The 20,971-nt window shown below is 66.0% G+C and carries 20 protein-coding genes; 4 read left to right on the top strand and 16 right to left on the bottom strand.

Features of this window, described 5'->3' with window-relative positions:
* Positions 1-13 precede the first annotated feature (13 nt).
* From cls to zur, 14 genes are all read right to left on the bottom strand, one after another.
* Complete coding sequence (cls, locus tag ACIPK7_RS10185) at positions 14-1,447, bottom strand: cardiolipin synthase (RefSeq protein ID WP_401087515.1); 1,434 nt, start codon at positions 1,445-1,447, stop codon at positions 14-16.
* Positions 1,448-1,489: 42 nt separating this feature from the next.
* Positions 1,490-2,887, bottom strand: coding sequence for an amidase (locus ACIPK7_RS10180; protein WP_401087513.1), 1,398 nt, complete (start codon positions 2,885-2,887; stop codon positions 1,490-1,492).
* A 106-nt stretch (positions 2,888-2,993) separates the two neighbouring features.
* Positions 2,994-3,575: an alpha/beta hydrolase gene (locus tag ACIPK7_RS10175; protein WP_192432415.1), complete on the bottom strand. Its 582-nt coding sequence runs from the start codon at positions 3,573-3,575 to the stop codon at positions 2,994-2,996.
* A gap of 118 nt (positions 3,576-3,693) precedes the next feature.
* A complete protein-coding gene (locus ACIPK7_RS10170) occupies positions 3,694-4,347 on the bottom strand; it encodes a gamma-glutamylcyclotransferase (protein ID WP_401087511.1) in 654 nt (217 codons plus the stop codon).
* Between the two features lie 369 nt (positions 4,348-4,716).
* Entirely contained in the window at positions 4,717-5,118 is a 402-nt protein-coding gene (locus ACIPK7_RS10165; protein ID WP_024766994.1) for a biopolymer transporter ExbD, read from the bottom strand.
* Between the two features lies 1 nt (position 5,119).
* The gene (locus ACIPK7_RS10160) at positions 5,120-5,836 is read right to left on the bottom strand and encodes a MotA/TolQ/ExbB proton channel family protein (protein ID WP_401087509.1); all 717 of its coding nucleotides are present in this window, start codon (positions 5,834-5,836) and stop codon (positions 5,120-5,122) included.
* A gap of 49 nt (positions 5,837-5,885) precedes the next feature.
* Positions 5,886-6,698, bottom strand: a complete 813-nt coding sequence (locus tag ACIPK7_RS10155; protein ID WP_401087507.1) for an energy transducer TonB — start codon at positions 6,696-6,698, stop codon at positions 5,886-5,888.
* Positions 6,699-7,026: 328 nt separating this feature from the next.
* Positions 7,027-7,809, bottom strand: coding sequence for a MetQ/NlpA family ABC transporter substrate-binding protein (locus ACIPK7_RS10150; protein ID WP_401087505.1), 783 nt, complete (start codon positions 7,807-7,809; stop codon positions 7,027-7,029).
* 41 nt (positions 7,810-7,850) lie between these two features.
* Positions 7,851-8,516: a methionine ABC transporter permease gene (locus tag ACIPK7_RS10145; RefSeq protein WP_192432410.1), complete on the bottom strand. Its 666-nt coding sequence runs from the start codon at positions 8,514-8,516 to the stop codon at positions 7,851-7,853.
* Positions 8,513-9,523 (bottom strand): methionine ABC transporter ATP-binding protein, encoded by a 1,011-nt coding sequence (locus ACIPK7_RS10140; protein WP_401087503.1) that lies wholly within the window; start codon positions 9,521-9,523, stop codon positions 8,513-8,515. Before ACIPK7_RS10140 ends, ACIPK7_RS10145 begins: the two co-directional genes overlap by 4 nt.
* 194 nt (positions 9,524-9,717) lie before the next feature.
* Entirely contained in the window at positions 9,718-10,104 is a 387-nt protein-coding gene (locus ACIPK7_RS10135; protein WP_081518833.1) for a hypothetical protein, read from the bottom strand.
* A gap of 37 nt (positions 10,105-10,141) precedes the next feature.
* A complete protein-coding gene (znuB, locus tag ACIPK7_RS10130; RefSeq protein ID WP_017521234.1) occupies positions 10,142-10,930 on the bottom strand; it encodes a zinc ABC transporter permease subunit ZnuB in 789 nt (262 codons plus the stop codon).
* Complete coding sequence (znuC, locus tag ACIPK7_RS10125; protein WP_192432408.1) at positions 10,923-11,723, bottom strand: zinc ABC transporter ATP-binding protein ZnuC; 801 nt, start codon at positions 11,721-11,723, stop codon at positions 10,923-10,925. The genes znuB and znuC overlap by 8 nt, the downstream gene beginning before the upstream one ends.
* Positions 11,723-12,229, bottom strand: coding sequence for a zinc uptake transcriptional repressor Zur (gene zur, locus ACIPK7_RS10120; protein WP_015474971.1), 507 nt, complete (start codon positions 12,227-12,229; stop codon positions 11,723-11,725). The genes znuC and zur overlap by 1 nt, the downstream gene beginning before the upstream one ends.
* 70 nt (positions 12,230-12,299) lie before the next feature.
* Between zur and znuA the strand changes: the two genes are divergently transcribed.
* From znuA to ACIPK7_RS10105, 3 genes are all read left to right on the top strand, one after another.
* Positions 12,300-13,229: a zinc ABC transporter substrate-binding protein ZnuA gene (gene znuA / locus ACIPK7_RS10115; protein WP_401087500.1), complete on the top strand. Its 930-nt coding sequence runs from the start codon at positions 12,300-12,302 to the stop codon at positions 13,227-13,229.
* 488 nt (positions 13,230-13,717) lie between these two features.
* Positions 13,718-15,865 carry an adenosylcobalamin-dependent ribonucleoside-diphosphate reductase gene (locus ACIPK7_RS10110; protein WP_401087498.1) on the top strand — a complete coding sequence of 716 codons (2,148 nt, stop codon included), beginning with the start codon at positions 13,718-13,720 and terminating at the stop codon, positions 15,863-15,865.
* Positions 15,866-15,882: 17 nt separating this feature from the next.
* On the top strand, positions 15,883-16,569 hold the full coding sequence (locus ACIPK7_RS10105) for an NrdJb (RefSeq protein WP_401087497.1): 687 nt from the start codon (positions 15,883-15,885) through the stop codon (positions 16,567-16,569).
* A gap of 254 nt (positions 16,570-16,823) precedes the next feature.
* Here the strand turns inward: ACIPK7_RS10105 and ACIPK7_RS10100 are convergent, their stop codons facing one another.
* Positions 16,824-17,774: a homoserine kinase gene (locus ACIPK7_RS10100; RefSeq protein ID WP_401087495.1), complete on the bottom strand. Its 951-nt coding sequence runs from the start codon at positions 17,772-17,774 to the stop codon at positions 16,824-16,826.
* A gap of 34 nt (positions 17,775-17,808) precedes the next feature.
* Positions 17,809-18,096 (bottom strand): DUF2782 domain-containing protein, encoded by a 288-nt coding sequence (locus tag ACIPK7_RS10095; RefSeq protein ID WP_401087493.1) that lies wholly within the window; start codon positions 18,094-18,096, stop codon positions 17,809-17,811.
* Between the two features lie 74 nt (positions 18,097-18,170).
* Between ACIPK7_RS10095 and polA the strand changes: the two genes are divergently transcribed.
* Positions 18,171-20,921: a DNA polymerase I gene (gene polA, locus ACIPK7_RS10090; RefSeq protein WP_401087491.1), complete on the top strand. Its 2,751-nt coding sequence runs from the start codon at positions 18,171-18,173 to the stop codon at positions 20,919-20,921.
* Positions 20,922-20,971 lie beyond the last annotated feature (50 nt).

The following is a 20,971-nucleotide window of genomic DNA, read 5'->3' as shown; positions in this document are numbered from 1 at the left end:
TCGCTTCGAATCTTCAGAGAATCGGCGATACCAGCCGCGCTACCCGCATCCCCAACTGCTGCAGACGGTGCACGCGCTTGCGGTCGTCCAGGGTCATCTCCACCGATTGCGCGAAGTCCTCCTCCAACATGGTCTCCACGTCGCGGGCGAAGCCTTCATCGACGGTGATCACCATGATCTCGAAGTTCAGGCGGAAGGAGCGGTTGTCCAGGTTGGCGCTGCCCACGGCGGCACTGTCATGGTCGATCAGCACTACCTTCTGATGCAGGAACCCCGGCTGGTAGCGGAACACCCGCACGCCGGCGCGCACGGCTTCCAGCGCGTAGAGGCTGGAAGCGGCGTAGACCGTCTTGTGGTCAGGCCGCGAGGGCAACAGGATGCGCACGTCCACGCCGCGCAGCACTGCCAGGCGCAGGGCAGCGGCAACGGCTTCGTCCGGGACGAAATACGGCGTGGTAATCCACACTCGCTCCACCGCTGCGTTGATCGATTCGACGAAGAACAGCGAGCAGGTTTCCTGGGTGTCCGCCGGGCCGCTGGGCACCACCTGGCAGAGCATCCCGGCGTCGTCATAGCCGTCGGGCAGGATCAGCGTCGGCAGCGTATGGGTGGCCCAGAACCAGTCCTCGGCGAAGCACTCCTGCAGGCACGCTACCGCCGGGCCGTGCAATTCGATGTGGGTGTCGCGCCAGGGCGCCAGCGGCGGCTTTTCGCCCAGGTATTCGATGCCCACGTTGTGCCCGCCAACGAAGCCTCGCACGCCGTCGACCACCACGATCTTGCGGTGGTTGCGGAAGTTAACCTGGAAGCGGTTGATCATTCCGCTGCCGGTGCTGAAGGCGTGCACCTGCACGCCGCCCTGGCGCAGGCGTTCGATGTAGCGCCGCGACAGCGCATGGCTGCCGATGCCGTCATACAGCAGGAACACGTCGACACCGTTGGCCGCGCGCTCCAGCAGCAGTTGAGCAAGGCGCTGGCCGAGGGCGTCGTCGCGGATGATGAAGAACTGCACGAGGATGACTTTCTTCGCGCTGGAGATGGCCTCGAAGATCGCGTCGAAGGAGGCCTTGCCGTTCACCAGTAGGCGCACCTTGTTGTTGGCCAGCGTCGGCATGCGCGCCAGAGCGACCATGGCCTTGAGCGACTTGTAGGCGTGGTACTGGCGGGCGGCGAGGGCTTCTTCGACCCAGGGGCGCCAGTCCAGTTCGGCGGCGGCCACGTGCATCTCCTCGTTGGCCTGCCGGCGTGCGCCGATGTAGGCGTCGAAGCGGCTGCGGCCGAAAACGAGGTAGGGCACCAGCGTCAGCAGCGGCATGAACACCAGCGAGGTCGCCCAGGCGATGGCGCCCTGGGCGGTGCGTACGCTGAGCACGGCGTGGATCGCGGCGATGATCCCCAGCAACTGGATGACGACCAGGAAGTGGGCGATGTAGGTGGTGTACTGCATGGGCGCGCGATCCGTTCCTTGTGGTCGGCGGTGCGTCTGAGCCTAGTTGACTCTCGGCGGCTGCGGCCAGCGGCTGACGGGGCCGCGCCAGTGTTCGTAGGTCTTGCCCAGGCGCAGCACCTGGATGTCGGCGAAGCGCGGGCCGACGATCTGCAGGCCGATGGGCATGCCGGCGCTGGTGAAGCCGCAGTTGATTGAGAGTGCCGGTTGCTCGGACATGTTCCAGGGCACGGTGAAGCCGATGTGCTCGAAGGGCAGCGCCGGGTCGTTGGTGGGCGATGCCCATTCGGCCGGGAAGGCGGCGACCTGGTTGGTCGGCGAGAGCAGGAAGTCTAACTCGTGGAATTGCTCGGCCGCCCGTCGACGCATGTCGAATGTGCGGTTGTAGCCGCGCACCGCATCGGCGCCGCTGACCGAAGCGCCGCCTTCGGCCCACTGGTAGATGTACGGCAGGACCTTGGCCTGGCGTTCGCGCGGTAGGTTTTCCAGCTCGGCCCACAGGCGCGCGCGCCAGAACTTGTCGAGGCCGTCGAGCAGTTCGCGATCAAGGATCGGCTGTACCTCGACTATCTCCGCGCCGGCGTTGGAGAAGCGCCGCGCCACCGCCTCGACGGCAGCGCGGACTTCCTCGTCCGGTTGCAGGCCGCAGCCGGGGTCGAGTTGCAGGCCGATGCGCAAGCCCTGCACGTCCAGCTCCTCGATGTGCCAGTCCAGATCCGCCGGCGGCAGCGCCGTAGCGTCGCGCCAGTCGGGGCGGGACAGGTGCTTCATCATCAGCGCCGCATCATCCAGCGTGCGGGTCATGGGCCCGGCGCAACGCCCGGTGTAGTAAGGGTCGATAGGAATACGCCCGAAGCTCGGCTTGAAGCCGACCAGGCCGCACCACCCCGCCGGCAGGCGTACCGAGCCGCCGATGTCAGTGCCGATGTGCAGCGGCCCGTAGCCGGCGGCGGCGGCCGAGGCGGCTCCGGCGCTGGAGCCGCCGGGGTTCATGCGCAGGTCCCAGGGGTTGCGCGCCAGTTCGTGGAAGCTGGAGAGCCCGGAGGAGAGCATGCCGAAGTCCGGCACCGTGGTCTTGCCCAGCAGGATCGCGCCGGCCTCGAACATCCGCGCGGCAGGCGGTGCGTCGCCGGTTGAAGGTTGCAGCAAGGTGGCGGCGCTGCCCTGGGGAATCGGGTCGCCGCGAGTGGCGATCAGTTCCTTGATGGTCACCGGCACGCCATCCAGTTCGCCGCAGGGCGCGCAGCGGATCCAGCGCGCCTCGGAGCGCCGCGCCTGCTCCATCGCCCGCTGCGGATCGAAGGCGAACAGCGCGCAGAGTTGCGGCTCCCAGCGGTCGATGTGAGCGATCAGGTGCTCCAGGTATTCGACGGGGGAGAGCTGGTGCGAGCGGTAAAGGGCCAGCAGTTCGACGGCGGACAGGTCGTGCAGCGGGGGCATGGCGGTCTCCGGCGTGGGCTATGCCTCACCCTAGCCGAATCCGCGCTGCGATGGGATAGGCGCGGACGTCACACCGCGCTCCATGCTCCGGTAATCAGGAGTCGGATCAGGCGCGCTGGCGCGATTGCTGGTCGATCAGGTACTGCAGGCGATACAGATGACGGTAGCCCGATTCCCACGCGCCGTGGCCGGATTTCACGTTGATGTGCCCGGCGGAGGGCAGGATCACCGTCTCGGCGCCCCAGGCGCGGCCGAGGATCAGCGCGCGTTGCGGACTGCAGGCGGCGTCGTTGTCCGAACCCACCAGCACGGCGGGGAAAGGCAGCGTCTGTGCGGCGATGGGGGCGAAGTTGCGCAGGGCTTCGTGGCACGTCTCACGCTCCACATCGGCCGGGGCGACCAGCAGGGCGCCGGCGACCTGGGCGAGGGCGCGGCGGTCGGCGCGGGCCGCCCAGGAGGCGACGGTGACGCAGCCGAGACTGTGGGCGATCAGTACGACGCGGCCCGGCTCGCGGCGGATTTCGCGGTCCAGTTCGGCGACCCAGTCGTTGTGCTGCGGGATGATCCAGTCCTGCTGCTGCACCCGCGCGGCGTTCGGCAGGGCGCGCTGCCAGTGGCTCTGCCAATGGGCGTCGTCGGAACCGTGCCAGCCCGGCACGATCAGGTAGCGGATGCGTTCATTGCGCATGGGGCGGCCCTCTCGAATCGTCATGAGAAGGCATTCTAGGGAGGGTTTTAATATTCGTTAAGGAATAAGAAATTCTTTGCTTATGCAGTATTTCTATCTAACGAACAGCGATAAGGCGTTAGTCCTGCGCCCGGCGCAGCGGGCAGCAGCGTGCCAGGATGCCTTCCAGGTTGAGGTCGGGCATGGCGTATTCGCGCAGCGCCTTGGCGGTCTGCTCGACATAGTCGCGGGTGGTGCCGAAGTGGCCCTGGGCGCTGTCGAGCACGTGCTGGACGACATTGTCGGGCAGGGAGCCGGCGTAGCTGGGCAGGTGGCGTTCGAGGACGAAGCCCAGGGCGCGCACGCGGCTACCGTCGTCGAGGCGGCAATTGAGCCATTCCGGGCGGTAGGAGGCGTAGGGCATCTCTCGTTCCCAGAGCGCGTAGAGGTTGGCGTCGAGGTTGTCGTCGGGCAGGCGGAAGGCGAAGCCGGCGCAGGAGCCGCCCCGGTCCAGGCCGAGCACCAGGCCCGGCGCTTCCGGGGTACCGCGGTGGGTGAGGGACCACAGGTAGAGCCCGCGATGGTAGCCGTGCACCCGCGCGCGGCGAGCCTCGGCCACCGGGAATTCCGGGCGCCAGATCAGCGAGCCATAGGCGAACAGCCATACCGGGCCGGCGCCGTGTTCGCTCATGGTGATGTCGAGCGAGGCGCGCAGCTGATCGGGTGTGAAGCGTTCCGGCACCCCCAGTGTCGGTGGATAGAACGGGCCTTCCGAAGCGGGAGACGATGTCATGCGGTACCCCTCAGGTCTCCTAACTGTCATCAACTTAGTAGAACTGCGGCGGCCACGGAAGGGCCTGAAAGGCATAGGTTTATTGCCAGGGCGGGGATGACGACGAACGGCGGGTGATCTGGCAGACGCAGGAGTCGCTGGCGTTCAGGTAGGGCGGATAACGCGTCAGCGCTATCCGCCGCGGGGCCTGTGGCGCATAACCCGTTCCGGGTTATGCGCCCTACGCGATCAACCGTCATCGGCGCGAAACGCGCGAATAAAAAAAGGCCGCTCACCCCTGCCTGAGTATTGGGAGAGCGGCCTTGAAGCTCGGTACGTTGTGGAGGTCCCTTTCTACACCCGCTCTGTTTCAGGTGTCTTACAGGTGCCTCAGCGCGCGGTGATCACCGCCAGCTTGGTAATCCCTGCCTTCTCGATGGAGGCCATGGCCTTGGCCACCTGGCCGTAGTTCACGGTCTCGTCGGCCTGCAGTTGCACACGGACTTCGGCGTCCTTGGCCTTCGCGGCCGCCAGGTTGCTCTGCAGCAGGTCCGGCTGGATCTCGTCCTTGTTGATGAACCACTTGCCGGCGCCGTCGATGCTCACCACCAGCGGGTCCTTCTGCTCCGGCGGGGCGACCGCCTCGGTCTTGGGCAGGTTGATCGGGATGGCGTTGGTCAAGAGCGGCGCGGTGACGATGAACACCACCAGCAGCACCAGCATCACGTCCACCAGCGGGGTGACGTTGATCTCGGAGAGAACTTCGTCGCTGTCCTGGGTCGAGAAGGCCATGTCAGCTTGCCTCCTTCACGCTGTTGCCGGCAGCCGGTTTGCGCGCGGCGGTGGGCAGGGTGACGACGCGGAAGGCGCTCTTCTGCGCGAGGCTGTAGAAGTCGTGGGCGAAGTCGTCGAGGTCGGCCGCGGTGAGCTTCAGGCGACGGAGGAAGTAGTTGTAGACCAGCACCGCCGGCACGGCGACGGCGATACCCACGCCGGTGGCGATCAGCGCGCTGCCGATGGGGCCGGCGACGGTTTCCAGGCTGGCGGAGCCCGCCGCGCTGATGCCCTTGAGCGCTTCCATGATGCCCCACACGGTGCCGAACAGGCCGATGAAGGGCGAGGTGGAGCCGATCGAGGCAAGCACTGCCAGGCCCGATTCCAGCGAGCGGCGTTCACGCTGGATCTGCTGGCGCAGGGCGCGTTCGAGGCGGTCCTGATGGTTGATCGACTGGGCGAGGTCCGGCTGGCCGTTGTCCTGTACCTGGATGGCAGCGAAACCGGCCTGGGCCACGCGGGCCCCGGCACCAGGCTTGCCGGCGGCCTGGTCACCGGCCGATTCGAGGCTGGTGGCGCTCCAGAACTGCTTCTGGAAGCGCTTGTCCTGGGACTTCTGGCGGGTGAACTGGACGCCTTTCACCAGGGCCAGCGCCCAAGTGACGACGGAGAAGCCGACCAGCAGCCAGATGACTGCGCCTTCGACGGATTCCAGGGGGTTCAGGGGCAGACTCATGGGTGTTCTCCTTCCGCGTTTCTCGTGCGGCTGATCTGGGCAAGTTGAATCAATGCAATTTGAAATCGATGGGTACGCTGACCCAGCCGTCCTGGGCCACGTCGCCGCGCTTGGCGGGGACGAAGCTCCAGCGTTTCACCGCACGCACCGCGGCATCGTCCAGGGCATCGCGGCCGCTGCTCTTCTGCACCTGGATCTCGCTCGGGCTGCCGCTGGCGAGTACATGCACACGCAGCAGCACGGTGCCTTCCCAGCCACGGCGCTGTGCCAGTGGCGGGTATTCCGGCGCCGGGTTCTTCAGGTAACCGGCGCTGGCCGAAGGCGGCGTCAACGGTGCCGGAGCCGGTGCCGCCGGGGCGGGCGGTGCCGGGGGCGGCGGGGTCTCTGCCTTGGGCGGTGCGGGTTGCTCGACCGGCTTGGGCACGGGTTTGGGCTTGGCCACCGGTTTCGGCTTGGGTTTGGGGATCGGCTTGGGCGGCGGCGGTTTCACCGCGTTCTCGTCCACCACCGGGGGCGGCGGTTCCTGCACCACCGGTTCGGGAATCGGCTCGGGCGGCGGCGGTTCGACTACCGGCGGCGTCGGCGCGGTGAATTCGATGGTCATCGGCGGCACCTGCGGCGGCACCTCCGGCAGTTGCGGGGTGGGCTGCTGGCTCAGCCAGTAGACCACCGCGCCATGCAGTGTCAGGGCGAACAGACCGAGCAGGACGGCTTCGCGACGGCTCAGCGCGCGGGCTTTCGCCGGCACGTGGCGGCCCAGCTCCAGTGCGTGGCGCAGCGGGCGGCCGAGATCGACCAGGTCGCCGCCGGGCACGTGGCGCAGGAAGGCATCCGGCGCGAGGGCATGCTGGGGTTGAGCCATGAACGATCTCCTTGCAGGTCTGCGCGGCTCTAAGTCGCGCTTGGAACGGACCTGCATGATTGGCGGAGCGCCTTAGCTCTTGAAGTGATTGTTTCTCTTATTTAAATAACTTTCTGTGCTATAGGTTTTTGGCGAATCGCTGTAGGCCGCACCATTCGTGGGTTTCAGCGGATCGGCAAAAATCCGATGCCTTTGCGGCATGGAAAATATGCAGGAAAGGTTGGTGTTTTTTTTGAGCAGAGGCCCTGGCGCGCGGCTTTGCGGGGTGCTGAAACGAAAAAACCCGGTCATTCGACCGGGCTTTTTCAGAGCGACAGCTTCGCGGCGATCAGAACGCCGGAACGACGGCGCCCTTGTACTTCTCGAGGATGAACTGCTTGACCTCGGGGCTGTGCAGGGCGGCGGCCAGTTTCTGCATGGCGGCGCTGTCCTTGTTGTCCGGGCGGGCCACCAGGATGTTCACGTAGGGCGAGTCGGCGCCTTCGATGGCCAGCGCGTCCTTGGTGGGGTTCAGCTTGGCTTCCAGGGCGTAGTTGGTGTTGATCAGGGCGAGGTCGACTTGGGTCAGCACGCGCGGCAGGGTGGCCGCTTCCAGCTCACGCACCTTGATGTTCTTCGGGTTCTCGACGATATCTTTCGGGGTGGCGGTGATGGACTTGTTGTCCTTGAGCTTGATCACGCCGGCCTTGTCCAGCAGCAGCAGCGCGCGGCCGCCGTTGGTGGCGTCGTTGGGGATCACCACGGTGGCGCCCGAGGGCAGCTCGTCGAGCTTCTTGTACTTGGTGGAGTAGGCGCCCAGCGGCTCGATGTGCACGCCGGTGACGGCGATCAGGCTGGTGCCCTTGGTCTTGTTGAACTCATCCAGGTACGGCTGGTGCTGGAAGAAGTTGGCGTCCAGGCGCTTCTCGGCGACCTGGGTGTTGGGCTGCACGTAGTCGGTGAATTCCTTCACCTTCAGCTCAACCCCTTCCTTGGCCAGGATGGGTTTGACGAAGTTGAGGATCTCGGCGTGCGGCACCGGGGTGGCGGCGACGGTCAGGCTGTCGGCGGCCTGGGCCAGCGGGGCGGCGATGACTGCGGCGGCAGCGAACGCGGCGAACAGTTTCTTCATGGTTGGCTCCTTGGTCGGCCCGCATCCGGCGGGCCTTGTGGTTATTTGCGCGAGTAGTGGACCACCAGCTTGTCGCCGACGGTCTGCAGGATCTGGACGAGGACCACCAGCATCACCACGGTGAGCAGCATCACGTCGTCCTGGAAGCGTTGGTAGCCGTAGCGGATCGCCAGGTCGCCGAGGCCGCCGGCGCCGACCACGCCGGCCATCGCGGTGTAGGACACCAGGGTGATGGCAGTGACGGTGATGGCGGCGATGATGCCCGGACGGGCCTCGGGCAGCAGGGCATTCCAGATGATCTGGCGGGTGCTGGCGCCCATGGCCTGGGTGGCTTCGATGATGCCCTTGTCCACCTCGCGCAGCGCGGTTTCCACCAGGCGCGCGAAGAACGGCGTGGCACCCACCACCAGCGGCGGGATGGCTCCGGCGACGCCCAGCGAGGTGCCGACCAGGATCACCGTGAGCGGGATCAGCACGATCAGCAGAATGATGAACGGCAGCGAGCGCAGCACGTTGACGATGAACGCCAGCACGCCGTAAATGCCGCGGTTGGCGAACAACTGCTTGGGCCCGGTGAGGAACAGCAGCACGCCCAGCGGCAGGCCGAGGATGACGGTGAACAGCAGCGAGCCGCCGAGCATCCAGAAGGTGTCGAGGCTGGCCTGGAGGATTTCCGACCAGTCGATATTCACAAAGAAGTCGTTCATGCGCGCAGCACCTCCACATGGACATCGGCCGCGTTGAGCTGCGCCAGAGCGGCTTCGATGTCACCGCCCACCAGGGACAGGGTGAGCTGGCCGTAGGGCTGGTCCTTGATCCGGTCGATGCGCCCCGCGAGGATGCTGTAGTCCACCCCGGTCTGGCGCGCGACGGTGCCCAGCAGCGGCGCGTAGGTCGCCTCGCCACGGAAGGTCAGGCGCAGGATGCGGCCCGGCACGTGGGCGAAGTCATCGTGCTGCTCGTCCTCGTCGACGCGCTCGGCCTCGAAGACGAAGCGGCGGGTGGTCTCGTGCTGCGGGTGCAGGAACACGTCGGCGACCTCGCCCTGCTCGACGATGCGCCCGGCATCCATTACCGCTACCTGATCGCAGACACGACGGATCACGTCCATCTCGTGGGTGATCAGGACGATGGTCAGCTTCAGCTCGCGGTTGATCTGGGCCAGCAGTTGCAGGACCTGGCCGGTGGTCTGCGGGTCGAGGGCGCTGGTGGCCTCGTCGCAGAGCAGGATGGTCGGCCGGCAGGCCAGGGCGCGGGCGATGCCGACGCGCTGCTTCTGGCCGCCGGAAAGCTGTGCCGGGTACTTGCGGGCGTGGTCCTGGAGGCCGACGCGCTCGAGCAGTTCGTCCACCCGCGCGCTGATTTCCGCGGCGCTGAAGGTGCCGGCGAGCCTCATCGGCATGGCGATGTTGTCGGCGACGGTCTTGGAGGCCAGCAGGTTGAAGTGCTGGAAGATCATCCCGACGCGCTGGCGGAAGCGGCGCAGGCCGTCGGCGTCCAGCGCGGTGATGTCTTCGCCGTCGATGACGATGCGCCCGCCGCTGGGTTCTTCCAGGCGGTTGATCAGGCGCAGCAGGGTGCTTTTACCGGCGCCGGAATGGCCGATCAGGCCGAACACCTGGCCGCCCTCGATGCTCAGGCGGGTCGGCTGCAGGGCCGGGATATCGCGTCCGGCGACGCGATAGGTCTTGTGGACGTCGTGGAATTCGATCACTTAGCGAACCTTGTGGGTACGGGGAGGCGCCGCTCGCTGCCGGAGCCGTCGGATGAACAGGCGTAGGAAACGAGCGTAGGCGGTCAGCCAAAACCGCGCATTTTAACCTGCTTTTTTATGGCTGATTAATCTTTGTTCAGCTAAGCACGGAACAAAAGGAAATAACGGGCGCCGCGAACGGGCGCCCGTGGGGCTCAGGGCGTGCAGTTCGGCTGGACGGCCGGGGCGACCGGAACGGCGGGCTTCTGCAGGCCGCTGACGTCGGCGGCGACGCCAGGGGCGCGAGGCATCAGCGAGCGGGCGCGGGTCAGAGCGGTGGTGGCGCCATTGACGTCGCCCTTGGCCAGCGCTTCGCGGCTGCGCTCAAGGTACGCGTCGGCCAGGCGCTTGCGGCGCTCGGCGAGCTGGGTGGCGTCTTCCTGTTCGGAACCCAGCGCGAGCTGCGCGGATTCCAGACGGCCGGCGGCCAGTTCGGTCTCGAAGCCACTGCTGCTGGGCGGATTGCTCGCGGTGCTCTGGCAGGCCGCGAGGGCCAGCGCCATGGCCATCAGCGCGAACAGGCGGATGACGAACGACTTCATGCGTCAGGGTCTCTTTTGATCAAAAAATCGCCAAATTCTACACCGTCCGGCGCGGCAGGACAAAACTCAGCAGGAACAGGGCCGCCGCGCTGACCACGATGGAGGGGCCGGCGGGGGTGTCCTTGAACCAGGACAGCGAGAGCCCGGCACACACCGCCACCAGGCCGATCAGACTCGCGCCGAAGGCCATCTGTTCCGGGCTGCGCGCATGCCGCTGGGCGGCAGCGGCGGGGATTATCAGCAGCGAGGTGATCAGCAGCACGCCGACGATCTTCATGGCCACGGCGATGACGATGGCGATCAGCAGCATCAGCGCGAGACGGATGGCGGTGACCGGCAGGCCTTCGACCCGCGCCAGTTCCTCGTGCACGGTGATCGCCAGCAGCGGCCGCCACAGCCAGCAGATCAGGCCGAGCACCAGGGCGCTGCCGGCGACTATCCACAGGAGGTCGGTCTGGCTGACGGCGAGCAGGTCGCCAAACAGGTAGGCCATCAGGTCGACGCGCACTTCCTTCATGAAGCTCAGGGTCACCAGGCCCAGTGACAGCGTGCTGTGCGCGAGGATGCCGAGCAGGGTGTCGGCGGCCAGCGGCTGGCGCTGTTGCAGGGTGACCAGCAGCACGGCGAGCAGCACGCAGCCAACGGTCACTGCCAGCGTCGGACTGACGTCCAGCAGAAAGCCTAAGGCCACGCCGAGCAGGGCGGCGTGGGACAGGGTGTCACCGAAATAGGCCATGCGTCGCCAGACGACGAACGAACCCAGGGGCCCGGCGACCACCGCCAGGGCCAGCCCGGCGAGGAGGGCGTTGAGCAGGAAATCAGCCATGGTTGCAGTCGGGGCCGTGCTGGTGGACCGGAGTGAAGCGGGTGCCGGCCGGGAAGGCGGGTTTCACCACCTCGCCGTGCAGGTCGTGGGAATGGTCATGGTGATGGTGATAGACCGCCAGGCTACGGGCGTCCTGGCCGAACAGCTCGACGAAGGCCGGGTCGCCGCTGACCTGTTCCGGGTGCCCGGAGCAGCAGACGTGGCGGTTCAGGCAGACCACCTTGTCGGTGGCGCTCATCACCAGGTGCAGGTCGTGGGACACCATCAGCACGCCGCAGCCGAGGCGGTCGCGCAGGCGGCCGATCAGACGGTACAGCTCGGCTTGCCCGGCGACATCGACGCCCTGCACGGGTTCGTCGAGCACCAGCAGCTCCGGCTTGCGCAGCAGGGCGCGGGCCAGCAGCACGCGCTGCAGCTCGCCGCCGGAGACACTTTGCAGCGGCTTGTCGATCACATGCGCTGCGCCGACTTCCTTCAGCGCATCCAGCGCATGGGTGCGCTGCACGCCGGGGACCAGGCGCAGGAAACGGAACACCGTCAGCGGCAGGGTCGGGTCGACGTGGAGCTTTTGCGGCATGTAGCCGATGGACAGCTTCGGCTGGCGCCAGACGCTGCCGGTATCGGGCTTGAGCAGGCCGAGCACGCTGCGCACCAGGGTCGTCTTGCCGGCGCCGTTGGGGCCGATCAGGGTGACGATCTCGCCGGGGGCGATGGTCAGGTCGACGTTCTGCAGCACCGCCTGGCCGGCGTAGCTGACGCCGACGCCTTGCAGGCGGATCAGGGCGTCGCTCATCACGCCTCCCGCTGGCCGGGAGCGCAGGCGCCGCAGAGGCCGACAATTTCGACGGTCTGGCTTTCCACGGCGAAGCCGACGCCCTTGGCGCCGGCGACGATGGCCTCGCTGATGGCTGGTTGCTCCAGCTCGATGGCGGTGTGGCAGGCGCGGCAGATCAGGAACTGGCCCTCATGGGCATGTTCAGGGTGGGCGCAGCCGATGAAGGCGTTGAGCGAGGCGATGCGGTGCACCAGGCCGTTTTCCAGGAGGAAGTCGAGGGCGCGGTAGACCGTCGGCGGCGCTGCCTTGCGGCCGTCCTCCTCGCTCAGCACGGCGAGGATGTCGTAGGCGCCCAGTGGCTTGTGGCTCGCCCAGACCAGCTCCAGCACGCGTCGGCGCAGTTCGGTCAGACGAACTCCCTGCCGGGCGCACAGCGCATCGGCATCCGCCAGAGCGCTTGCCACGCAGTTGGCGTGGTCGTGCGGACGGCAGGCGAGGGGTGTCTTGGGGGCGATCTTGTACATGCGCGGCGACGCTCGGGTTCAGAGACGTTATTATATTACTCTTTCATATCTCCCCTGTGTGAGTGCCGCCGTGTCCTTCCGTCCCGTCGCCCTGCTGACCGCTGCCTGCGCGCTGCTGCTCAGCCTCCCCGTGCGCGCCGAGGTCAGCGTGCTGACCAGCATCAAGCCGCTGCAACTGATCGCCGCCGCCATCCAGGATGGCGAAGGCACGCCGGACGTGTTGCTGCCGCCGGGCGCCTCGCCGCACAGCTACTCGCTGCGCCCCTCGGACATCCGCCGCGTGCGTGATGCCCAGTTGTTCTACTGGGTCGGCCAGGACCTGGAAAACTTCCTGCCCAAGGTGCTGGAAAGCCGCAAGGGCCCGAGCGTGGCCGTACAGGACCAGGCCGGCATGCACCTGCGCAAGTTCGCCGACTTCAGCGAGTCGAACCATCCGGACCATGACGACGAGACCGGCCATGATCATGATCACCGGCCCGGCATGATCGACGCGCATTTGTGGCTATTGCCCGCCAATGCCCAGGTGATCGCCGCACGCATGGCCGAGGACCTGGCCATCGCCGACCCGGCCAACGCCACTCGCTATCAGGCCAACCTGAAGGCCTTCGATGAGCGCATGGAAACTCTCGACGCGCGCCTGAAACAGCGCATCGAACCGCTCAAGGGCAAGCCCTTCTTCGTCTTCCACGAGGCCTTCGACTACTTCGAGGAAGCCTATGGCCTCCGCCATGCCGGGGTGTTCGCAGTCTCCGCCGATGTGCAGCCGGGCGCCCGCCACGTGGCGGCCATGCGCACACAGCTGCAGAAGGCCGGCCCGTCATGCATCTTCAGCGAACCGCCGATTCGCCCGCGCCTGGCAGATACCCTGAGCCAGGGCCTGCCGGTGCGCCTGGCCGAACTGGATGACCTGGGCGTGGGCGTGAAGGTGGATGCCCAGGGTTACGAAAAGCTGCTGGGCAACCTGGCGGATGAGTTCGCGGGGTGCCTGGAGAAGCTCTGAGTCGAGCTGCTGCCGGAGTTTCCCGATCGCAGGGCGAATAACGCCTCGGGCGTTATTCGCCGATGGGCTTCGGATGGCGGATAAAGCGTTCCGCCTTATCCGCCCTACGTTGCTGCCTTTCGTAGGAGCGAGCTTGCTCGCGAATCAGGGCGACCTGATGCTCCGCTGCAAGGCGGGTTCGCGAGCAAGCTCGCTCCTACAAGGTTCGATGCTTGCGTGATGCATCGAGCGCTCAAGTAATCGCTTCTGCCGCGCCTGATCGTCGCACCCTCCTTGCCTGAAATTTCCCGTAATTTCCTCCCCTGATTCCCCACCAATCGTCGGCTTTCCGCATCTTTGACGGCGTTCGCCGTTCAATTGTCTATGGTGTCTACTTGAGGTTGCCTGACACAAGATGTTGATGGTGATCAGGAATCCATGCCTATATATGGGGTCTACTCGCGCTCCATTTGCGACTGCCACCCAACCGACAGGAGGTTCTTTCCCGGATGGCCAAGACCGATGCGCGCCAACGCGGCGCCAACCCAGGAGTTCTCGCCCTGCAGCCTGCCTCGCAGGATATCTGGGACAGCAAGTACCGCTTGAAGCACAAGAGCGGTGACCCCATCGACGGCAGCGTCGACGAGACCTGGCAGCGCGTCGCCCGCGCCCTGGCCGACGTCGAGGCCGACAAGGCCCTGCGCGAGCACTGGTACGAGCGCTTCCTCTGGGCCCTGCGCAACGGCGCCATCCCGGCCGGGCGGATCATCTCCAACGCCGGTGCCCAGGGGTACAAGCCGGCCACCTCGACCATCAATTGCACCGTCTCCGGGATTATCCGCGACTCCATGGACGACATCCTGGAGAAGGTCCACGAGGCCGGGCTGACGCTCAAGGCCGGCTGTGGCATCGGCTACGAATTCAGCACCCTGCGCCCACGCGGCGCCTACGTCTCCGGCGCCGGCGCGCACACCAGCGGGCCGCTGTCGTTCATGGATATCTACGACAAGATGTGCTTCACCGTCAGCTCCGCCGGGGGGCGGCGTGGCGCGCAGATGGGCACCTTCGACGTCAGCCATCCGGACGTGCGCGAGTTCATCCGCGCCAAGCGCGAAGACGGCCGCCTGCGCCAGTTCAACCTCAGCCTGCTGATCACCGACGGCTTCATGAACGCCGTGGAGGATGACGAGGACTGGCCGCTGGTGTTCCCGATCCACCAGAAGGAGCGCGACGAAGTCGACCTGAAGAACGCCGAGGAAGTGGTCTGGCGCGACTGGCCGCTGCATGACGACTACCTGGTAGGCGATGACGGCCGCGTCGCCTGCAAGGTCTACGGGCGGGTCAAGGCGCGGCACCTGTGGGACATGATCATGGTGTCCACCTATGACTACGCCGAGCCCGGCTTCATCCTCATTGACCGGGTCAACGAGATGAACAACAACTGGTGGTGCGAGGCGATCCGCGCCACCAACCCCTGCGGCGAGCAGCCGCTGCCGCCCTATGGCTCGTGCCTGCTGGGCTCGGTAAACCTGACGACCTTCGTGGTCGACGCCTTCGGCGACAACGCGCGCTTCGACTGGGAACGCTACCGCGAAGTGGTCCGCGTGTTCACCCGCATGCTCGACAACGTCGTGGAGATCAACGGCCTGCCGCTGGAGCAGCAGCGCGCGGAAATTCTCGGCAAGCGTCGCCACGGCATGGGCTTCCTCGGCCTGGGCTCGGCGCTGACGCTGCTCAAGCTGCGCTACGGCAGCCCGGAAGCCTGCGTGTTCACCGAGGAAGTGGCGCGTGAGATGGCCCTGGTTGGCTGGGAAGTGGCCCTGGAGCTGTCCCGCGAGAAAGGTCCGGCACCGGCCCTGGTGAAGGAATACGAAGTCACCGCCGAGATGCTGCGCAAGCGTCCGGAAATGAAGGCCGATGGCCTCAAGGTCGGCGACAAGGTGGCCGGCCGCGTGCTGCACGCCAAATACTCGCGCTACATGCAGCGCGTTGCCGAGCATGCGCCGCAGTTGATCGAGGAACTGGCCGAGCACGGCGCGCGCTTCACCCACCACAGCTCCATCGCGCCCACCGGTACCATCAGCCTGAGCCTAGCCAACAACGCCTCCAACGGCATCGAGCCGAGCTTCGCCCACCACTATTCGCGCAACCTTATCCGCGCCGGGCGCAAGACCAAGGAGAAGATCTCGGTCTTCAGCTACGAATTGCTGGCCTACCGCGACCAGGTGGACAAGCACGCCGTACCAGGCGCCGAGGAAGAGAAGCACCGCCTGCCGCACTACTTCATCACCGCCGACGACATCACTCCGCAGCAGCACGTGGACATCCAGGCCGCTGCGCAGAAGTGGATCGACTCGTCGATCTCCAAGACCGCCAACGTCCCCACCGACTACCCGTTCGAGGACTTCAAGGACATCTACCTCTACGCGTGGCGGCAGGGCCTGAAGGGCTGCACCACCTTCCGCTTCAACCCGGCGGCCTTCCAGGGCGTGCTGGTGAAGGAGTCGGACCTGGAGAAAACGCTGTACCGCTTCGAATTGGAAGATGGCAGCGTGGTGGAGCTCAAGGGCAACGAGGAGGTGGAATACGACGGCGAGATCCATACCGCCGCCAACCTCTTCGACGCCCTGAAAGAAGGCTATTACGGCAAGTACTGATACCCCTGGAGAAAGCTATGAGCGTCAAGATCAACCAGAAGATCAAAGGCTTCCAGGTGGTGGACGTGGCCGAGGAAAAGGCCCGTGTGGAAGCCGCCGCGGCCGCCGCCGTGGTGAAGATGGATGAAACCCTGCAACGGCCGGAGCTGCTGGTCGGTGCGACTTACAAGATCAAGTCGCCGCTGTTCGAGCATGCGCTCTACGTGACCATCAATGACATGGTGCTCAACCCGGACACCCCGTATGAACAGCGCCGGCCCTTCGAGATCTTCATCAACTCCAAGAACATGGACCACTTCCAGTGGATCGTTGCGCTCACCCGGATCATGTCCGCGGTGTTCCGCAAGGGCGGTGACTGCACCTTCCTGGTCGAAGAAATGAAGGCGGTGTTCGACCCGCGTGGCGGCTACCTGAAGCGCGGCGGCATCTATATGCCATCGATCGTCGCCGAGATCGGCGCCGTGGTGGAGCGCCACCTGGTCGCCATCGGCCTGATGGAAGGCCCGCAGCTGGACGAGGAACAGCGCCTGTACCTCGCCGAGAAACGCGCCGCCTACGAAGCCGCCCAAGGCACCAACAAGGCCGAGCCCGGCGAAGGCTTCCCCGCTGGCGCCCAGCTGTGCGGCAAGTGCAACACCATGGCGGTGGTGCAGATGGATGGCTGCGCGACCTGCCTGAACTGTGGGCATTCGAAGTGCGGGTGAGCTCGCTCAAAACGCATGCGTTTTGAAGGGCGAACGACTGGCCATGGATGGCCGGGCCGGGGCTGACCCTGGGCAGAGGAGCCGCGGCAGGGATGCCGGCTTCCCGTTCGATCTTCACCCTACCCGCCTCACACCGGCCTGCCTTTCTGTAGGAGCGAGCATGCTCGCGAACAAACTCCGCAGCGGGGCTGTTCGCGAGCAATAACGATGGCGTCCCCCTCGCTCCTACAGGTTCAGCATTTGCGTTGCGCCAATCACAACGCAAACGGCAAATGAATCCCCACCTTCTGCCGCTGCGCCAGGCGGCGCTCGAACTCGCTCGGGTCGTGGATCAGCACGTCCTGCCCGGCGAATGCCTCGGCGGCGATCAGTCGCGACAGCCAGAAGCGCACGCAAGCCACCCGCAGCATCTCCGGCCAAAGCTCAGCTTCCAGCGCGGTGAACGGCCGCTTGGCCGCATAGGCCGCCAGCAGGGCGCGGGCACGCGGGCCGTCGAGGGCGCCGTCGTCTGTCGAGCACCAGTCGTTCACGGTGATTGCCAGATCGTAGAGCATCCAGCCGGAGCTGGCGTTGTAGAAGTCGATCACCCCGGCCAGGTGCGGGCCGTCGAACAGCACGTTGTCGCGGAACAGGTCGGCGTGCAGGTTGGCGCGCGGCAGCGCCGGTTGCTCGGCGAGCAGGCGGGCGATTTCTTCCAGCGCATCGCCCAGCAAGCTCGCGGCGTTGCCGGACAGGTGCGACTGCATCGCCTCGCCTTCATGCAGCATCCAGCTCAAGCCACGGTCGCTGGGGCGCTCGATGATGCGCTCGCGGGTCGCCTGGTGCAGGCGTGCCAGCAGGTCGCCGACCTCCTGGCAGTGATGGTTGTTCGGCGAGCGTTCGTGACGGCCGGCCAGGCGCGGTTGCAGCAGCGCCGGCTTGCCTTCGAGCTGGCGCAGCGCTTCGCCGCTCTTCGTGCGCAGCGCGTAGGGCACCGGCAGATCAGCTTCGTGGAGTACGTCGAGCAGTTCGATGAAGAACGGCATCTCCTGCACCGGGCCGCGCTCCACCAGGGTCAGGACGAATTCGCCCTGCTCCAGGCTGACGAAGAAGTTGCTGTTCTCAGAGCCTTCCGCAATGCCGCGGAAGTCCCGCAGGCGGCCGAGGCCGTAGGGGGCGAGGAAGTCTTCCAGGGCCGGACGTTCCAGAGGTGTGAATACCGACATGCTCAATCCTCTGGAGCGTCGTGGAGGGGAGGGTTTACCAGCTGAAGATCTGCCACTGCGGAATCAGCTTGTCGGGCTGGTCCGAGCGGATGAAGTTGCCGTCGCTGCCGTCCTGGCGCACGAGGAAGTACGGCTTGCCATGCTTGGGCACGACCTTGATGGCGTAGAGGAATCCGTTCACGCGGTATTCCTGGATGGTCTTGTCGCCCTCCTGGCGGATGGTCACATCCGGTTCCGGCGTCGGGGCTTCGTCCGCCGCCAATACGGTGGTCGCGCCAAGACCCAGCAGAGCGGCGAGCAACAGGCGGTTCAACGTACGCATGATAACCTTGTCCCTTTGTCGAATTGGCTACGGACATTTTAGCCCGAGCCCTTCTGAAAAGGTTGATTCCCCTCATGAGCCAAGCACCCCTCGTCCTCGTGGACGGCTCGTCCTACCTGTATCGCGCTTTCCATGCCCTGCCGCCGCTGATGACCTCCACCGGCATGCCCACGGGAGCGGTGAAGGGCGTGCTGAACATGCTCAAGAGCTTGCGCAAGCAATACCCGGACAGCCCCTTCGCGGTGGTGTTCGATGCCAAGGGTGGGACCTTCCGCGACGCGATGTTCGCCGAGTACAAGGCCAATCGCCCCTCGATGCCGGACGACCTGCGCGTGCAGGTGGAGCCGCTGCACGCCACCGTGCGTGCCCTCGGCCTGCCGCTGCTGTGCGTGGAAGGTGTGGAAGCGGACGACGTGATCGGCACCCTGGCCCGCCAGAGCGCGGCCGGAGGCCGGGCGGTAGTGATCTCCACCGGCGACAAGGACATGGCGCAGCTGGTTGACGGGCACATTACGCTGGTCAACACGATGACCGGTAGCGTGCTCGATGTGGATGGCGTAAAGGAGAAATTCGGTGTCGGTCCTGAGCTGATCATCGATTACCTGGCGCTGATGGGCGACAAGGTCGACAACATCCCCGGCGTGCCCGGAGTCGGCGAAAAGACCGCCCTTGGTCTGCTCACCGGCGTCGGTGGCGGCCTGGATGTGCTCTACGCCAGCCTGAACAAGGTGCCCGAACTGCCGATTCGCGGCGCCAAGGGCCTGCCGGCCAAGCTCGAAGAGCACAAAGACATGGCCTACCTGTCCTACCAGCTCGCCACGATCAAGTGCGATGTCGAACTGAACATCGAGATCGATGCCTTGCACCCCGGCGAGCCGGACCGCGAGGCCCTGGCCGAGCTGTATCGCACCCTGGAGTTCAAGACCGGGCTGGATGAACTGCAGCGCGAGGCAGCCAAGGCCGGCAGCCCGCAGCTGGCGCTGGAGGAGGCTCCGGCGGCGGCAGCGCAGAAGAACTACGAGATCGTCCTGGAGCAAGCGCAGTTCGACGCCTGGATGAAGAAGCTGGAAGCCGCCGAACTGATCGCCTTCGACACCGAGACCACCAGCCTCGACCCGCAGCAGGCTCAGGTGGTGGGCGTGTCCTTCGCGGTCAAGGAGGGCGAAGCCGCCTACGTGCCGCTGGCCCACAGTTACATGGGCGTGCCGGCGCAGCTGGACCGCGACGCGGTACTCCAGGCTCTCAAGCCGCTGCTGGAGGATCCGAAGAAGCGCAAGGTCGGCCAGCACGCCAAGTACGACATGAACGTCCTGGCCAACGCCTCGACGCCCATCGCCGTGCAGGGCGTCGCCTTCGACACCATGCTCGAATCCTACGTGCTGGACTCCACCGCGACCCGCCACGACATGGACAGCCTGGCGCTCAAGTACCTGGGCCACAGCACCATCCGCTTCGAGGACATCGCCGGCAAGGGTGCCAAGCAACTGACCTTCGACCAGATCGCCCTGGAACAGGCCGGCCCCTACGCCGCCGAAGACGCCGATGTGACCCTGCGCCTGCACCAGACCCTGTGGCAGAAGCTGGAGGCTATCCCGTCGCTGGCGAAAGTCCTCACCGAAATCGAGATGCCACTGGTACCGGTGCTGGCGCGCATCGAGCGCAACGGCGCGCTGGTCGATGCCAATCTGCTGGGCAAGCAGAGCGTCGAACTGGGCGAGAAGATGGTTGAGCTGCAGCGCCAGGCCTTCGAGCTGGCGGGCGAGGAGTTCAACCTCGGCTCGCCCAAGCAGCTGGGCGCCATCCTTTATGAAAAGCTCGGCCTGCCGGTGCTGTCCAAGACCGCCACCGGCCAGCCGTCCACCGCCGAGGCCGTCCTCGCCGAGCTGGCCGAGCAGGATTACGAGCTGCCCAAGGTGATCATGCAGTACCGCTCGCTGAGCAAGCTCAAGAGCACCTACACCGACAAGCTGCCGGAGCAGATCAACCCGCGCACCGGGCGCATCCACACCAGCTACCACCAGGCTGTGGCGGCGACCGGTCGACTGTCCTCCAGCGACCCGAACCTGCAGAACATCCCGATCCGCACCGCCGAAGGCCGGCGCATCCGCCAGGCCTTCGTTGCGCCCAAGGGCTACAAGCTGCTGGCGGCGGACTACTCGCAGATCGAACTGCGCATCATGGCCCACCTGGCCAAGGACGAAGGCCTGCTGGACGCCTTCCGCCACGACCGCGACGTGCACCGTGCCACCGCCGCCGAAGTCTTCGGCGTGCCGCTGGATGAGGTGACCGGCGATCAGCGCCGCAGCGCCAAGGCGATCAACTTCGGTCTGATCTACGGCATGAGCGCCTTCGGCCTGGCCAAGCAGATCGGCGTCGAGCGCAAGGAGGCCCAGGCCTACATCGACCGCTATTTTGCCCGCTACCCGGGCGTGCTGGCCTATATGGAGCGCACCCGCGCCCAGGCCGCCGAGCAGGGCTTCGTCGAAACCCTCTTTGGCCGTCGCCTGTACCTGCCGGAAATCGCCTCGAAGAACGGCGCCATGCGCAAGGCCGCCGAGCGCACAGCGATCAACGCGCCCATGCAGGGCACGGCCGCGGACATCATGAAGCGCGCGATGGTGGCTGTGGATAACTGGCTGCAGGAAAGCGCCATCGATGCCCGCGTCATCCTCCAGGTACACGACGAACTGGTCCTGGAAGTGCGCGAGGACCTGGTGGATCAGGTCCGTGATGGCATTCGGCCGCTGATGAGTGGCGCGGCGGAACTGGACGTACCGCTGGTCGTCGAAGCCGGTGTCGGGGTGAACTGGGACGAGGCGCACTGACGACTGGACGAACGGTCACAAGGCCCGTCAGCCGGGCCTTCTGGAGCGAT

It is taken from the genome of Pseudomonas sp. NPDC086581, assembly GCF_044746165.1.
In the GTDB taxonomy this organism is placed as follows: Bacteria; Pseudomonadota; Gammaproteobacteria; order Pseudomonadales; family Pseudomonadaceae; genus Pseudomonas.
The sequence above is the reverse complement of the archived record's forward strand: the minus strand, read 5'-3'. Positions and strand labels throughout refer to the sequence as shown.